Source organism: Arthrobacter sp. SO3 (genome assembly GCF_020532825.1).
GTDB lineage: Bacteria > Actinomycetota > Actinomycetes > Actinomycetales > Micrococcaceae > Arthrobacter.
On the sequence record NZ_MQTS01000187.1, the window covers coordinates 22304 to 26211 of the forward strand.

The window sequence follows — 3908 nt, forward strand, 5'->3', positions numbered from 1 at the left end:
AGGAGGACCTGCCCGTGGTTCCGGCCGACTGGTGGGCGGCAAACGGCGTCGAAGTGCGGCTGGGCGCCCCCGTGACGGGGATTGATCCTGCCGCCCGCACCGTGGCGGCCGGGGACGGCCCGGGGCTGGAGTATGCCTCGCTGCTGCTGGCCACCGGGGCGCGCCCCCGGGAGCTTCCGCTGCCCGGCAGCGAACTGGCGGGGGTGGGCACCTTCCGCACGGTGGACGACAGCCGGCAACTCAGGGAGGCCTTGGCCGGCGGCGGCCGGAACCTCGTCATGATCGGCTCGGGCTGGATCGGAATGGAGCTGGCCGCGGCGGCGAGCGCCTATGGAAATTCCGTCACGCTGCTGGGGCTGGAGGACGTGCCGCTGACCGCCGCGATCGGGCCCGAGCTGGGGGGCTTCTTTCGTTCGCTGCATGAGTCGCACGGCGTCAAGTTCCGGCTCCCGGCCTCGGCCGCCGGGATCAGGGGCCAGTCAGGCCGGGTCACCGGCGTGGTGACGGATTCCGGGGAGGTCCTGCCCGCGGATATCGTGATCATCGCAGTGGGCGTTGTCCCCGAGGTGTCGCTGGCCGAAGCGGCGGGCATTGCATTGCGGAACGGCATTCTCACGGATGCGTCGCTGCGGACCTCCGCGGCCGGCATCTACGCAGCAGGGGACGTCGCCAATGCCCTGCATCCCTTCACCGGCGCGCACCACCGCAGCGAGCACTGGTCCAATGCCCTCAACGGCGGGAAGGTGGCGGCCCGGGCGATGCTCGGCCTGGATGCGGCGCTGGACGCGGTCCCCTACTTCTACACCGACCAGTTCGATGTCAGCATGGAGTATTCCGGCTTCCCGTCACTCGTCGCGGGGCCGCCCACGATCCGCGGCTCGCTGGAGGGAAAGGAATTCCTTGCGTTCTGGCAGCGCGGCGGCCGGGTGGTCGCGGGAATGAGCGTCAACTGGCCGGGCGCCGGCAAGCCCCAAAAGACCATCAAGCAGCTCATCTCCGCGAAGACCGCGGTGGACTCCCGTGCCCTGGCCGACCGGGACATCCCGCTTGATCAGCTCCTGCCGGCCGGGTAACTGCTGCCGGCGCCCTGGCCCGTGCCTAGTTTGTGCTGCCGGCAGCGTGGCGGGCGACGGTTCCGGCGGTCTGGATGCTGGACTCGTGGCCGGCCATGCCGGCCTGGCGCGCCCGGGTGTAGGCGCCGGGCAGGGCAAGCAGGAGCGCATCGACGTCCGCCCCGGTGGAGGCATGCCCCAGGCTGAAGCGCTGGGCGCCGCGGGCCGTAGCCTCGTCCAGTCCCATCGCCAGCAGCACGTGGGAGGGCCGCGGAACTCCCGCCGTGCAGGCCGAACCGGTGGAGGATTCCACCCCGGCCAGATCCAGCAGGAAGAGCAGCGAATCGCCTTCGCAGCCGGGAAAAGTGAAGTGCGCATTGCCGGGCAGCCGTCCGGCGCCGGGAGCGCCGCGCAGCACGGCGTCGGGCACCGCGGCCAGAACTCCGTCGATCAGCCGGTCCCGGAGCGCTGTGATGCGCGCAGCCTCCTGCAGAAGTTTGGCTGCGACGGCTTCGGCCGCAGCGGCAAAGGCCGCAATGGAGGCGGTGTCCAGGGTTCCGGAGCGGACGTCCCGTTCCTGTCCCCCGCCGTGCTGGACCGGGGTCAGTTTCACGGCGCGTCCCAGCAGAAGAGCGCCGACGCCGACCGGGCCGCCGATCTTGTGCCCGGAGATGGACATGGCGTCGAGCCCGCTGGCCCGGAAATCCACGGGCACCGAGCCGAACGCCTGGACGGCATCGGAATGGACCGGGACGCCGGCCCGGTGCGCCAGTTCGACGATCTGCGCGACGGGCTGGATGCTGCCCACTTCGTTGTTGGCCCACATCACCGTGACCAGGGCGATCGACGCCGGGTCCCGGGAGAGCTCTGCCTCCAGCACTGCCAGGTCCACGACGCCGTCTGCATCCACCGGCAGCCAGCAGACCTCGGCGCCCTCGTGCCGCTCGAGCCACTCCGCGGTGTCCAGCACGGCATGGTGTTCGACGGCGGAACACAGGATGCGCGTGCGGGCCGGGTCCTCGGCATGGCGGGCCCAGTACAGGCCCTTGACGGCGAGGTTGTCGGCTTCGGTTCCGCCCGAAGTAAAGATGACTTCCGAGGGGTGCGCGCCTGCCGCCGCTGCCAGTGACTCGCGGGCGTCCTCGACCGAGCGCCGGGCGTTGCGGCCCGATCCGTGCAGCGAGGAGGGGTTGCCGGTCCGGCCCAGTTCGCGGGTCAGCGCAGCCAGGGCCTCCGGGGCAAGGGTGGTGGTTGCGGCATGGTCAAGGTATACGGGCACAGGGCAATTCTACCCGCGGCCGTGCCGCGGCACTGGTGTAGATTCGAGCGGTGAAAGCGCCCGTGTACCTGGTCCTGGCCACCCTCTTCTGGTCCGGCAACTTCGTCGTCGGCCGGGCCGCTGTCACCTCGATGTCCCCGCTGGATCTGACCTACTGGCGCTGGACTTTCGCGGCCGTGCCGCTGCTGCTGCTGGCCCACTTCGCGGAAAAGCCGGACTGGCGGGCGGTGCTGGGCCGCTGGCCGGCGCTGCTGCTCCTGAGTGCGCTGGGCATGAGCGCCTACACTCTCCTGCTGTACGCGGCGCTCGGCCACACCTCCGCCGTCAACGCCTCCCTGATCACTGCGGCCAGCCCGGCCCTGATCGTGGTGATGGCGATTGTCCTGCTCGGCGAAAAGGCCACACGCCTGGGCTGGGCGGGCATCTGCCTCGGCCTGCTCGGAGTGCTGCTGGTCCTCACCCGGGGCGAACTGCAGCGCATCGTCAGCCTGTCGATTAACACCGGCGAACTCATGATGATCGGCGCGATCTTCGTCTGGGGCTGCTACACGATCATCGCCCGCAGGCTCGACATCCCGGCCATCACCTCCACCGCCATGCAGGTCTTGATTGCGTCGGTCACGCTGACGCCGTTCGCCCTGGCCCTGGATGTGCGCCTGCCCGAGACTCCGGCCGAGGGCTGGTCGCTGGCGTACATCGTGGTCTTCCCCTCCCTGGGCGCCTACCTCTTCTGGAATCTGGCTTTGAAAACCACCCCGCCGGGAACCGCCGGGAACTACCTGAACCTGATCGTCGTCTTCACCGCGGTCATCACGGTGGCCCTGGGCACTCCGCTCACCCTCGTCCAGATCGCGGGCGGCATCCTGGTGATCGCAGGCGTGCTGCTGACCGGGATGAAAGTTCGGGGCAAGGCCCCGGAGCCGGCAGCCCCGGGCCGCGTCGCCTAGGTCAGGCTGCCGGACCTGTCCGCTGTGCCAGGCTGCTGAACCTGTCTGCTGTGCCAGTCTGCCGGACCGGCCCCTTAGGCGCCGGGCCCCTGAGGGCCGATCCTCGCGCAGCACTGCGCCGGCCGCGCGGCCCCCTGCGAGCGCAGGTCCTCGATGGCGAGAGCCTGGACCCGGTCCGGATCGATGCCGCAGCCGGCCGCGGCCCCCGTGAGGAAGGCGCCGTTCATGGCGCAGACCACATCGGTGTGGCCCTCGGCGATCCGGTGGAACGGACAGTTGAGCAGCACCAGGCCTCCCTCGGCATCGGCTTCCGGACGGTAACCCTCCGCGGCGAGGAACTCCTCAAATCCGCTACCCGCCGCTGCCGACCGGGCGTCCACCGGCCCCGCCGCGTCCTGCTGGGCCCGCGCCTCCGCCTGCCCCCGCGCATGGGCGGTGCGCAACAGCGCATCACGGGCGGAACCGCCGTCGGCCGCTGACTCCTCGATGGCCGAAACCAGCAGCTCGGCGGCGAGGTCGTAGTTCCGGTCCGGCACTGACGCGGCGACCTCCCGGACGGCGGCCAGATACAGCTTGGCCGGGCGGCCCGAACCCGGCCCGCCCCTCCCGCCAAGTTTGCGGAATTCCACG

Annotated in this window: 4 protein-coding genes; 2 read left to right on the forward strand and 2 right to left on the reverse strand. The window is 70.7% G+C overall.

Features of this window, described 5'->3' with window-relative positions; genetic code table 11:
* A partial coding sequence (locus tag BJQ90_RS17415; protein ID WP_226761469.1) for an NAD(P)/FAD-dependent oxidoreductase occupies positions 1–1073 on the forward strand: 1073 nt, incomplete at its 5' end.
* A 25-nt stretch (positions 1074–1098) separates the two neighbouring features.
* On the opposite strand, the gene BJQ90_RS17420 is transcribed toward BJQ90_RS17415, so the two are convergent.
* The gene (locus BJQ90_RS17420; RefSeq protein WP_226761470.1) at positions 1099–2331 is read right to left on the reverse strand and encodes a cysteine desulfurase family protein; all 1233 of its coding nucleotides are present in this window, start codon (positions 2329–2331) and stop codon (positions 1099–1101) included.
* Positions 2332–2381: 50 nt separating this feature from the next.
* Between BJQ90_RS17420 and BJQ90_RS17425 the strand changes: the two genes are divergently transcribed.
* Positions 2382–3278 (forward strand): DMT family transporter, encoded by an 897-nt coding sequence (locus tag BJQ90_RS17425; protein WP_226761471.1) that lies wholly within the window; start codon positions 2382–2384, stop codon positions 3276–3278.
* 74 nt (positions 3279–3352) lie between these two features.
* Here BJQ90_RS17425 and BJQ90_RS17430 read toward each other — a convergent pair.
* Positions 3353–3908: transcriptional regulator (locus BJQ90_RS17430; RefSeq protein ID WP_226761472.1), on the reverse strand; the 556-nt coding region annotated here is incomplete at its 5' end.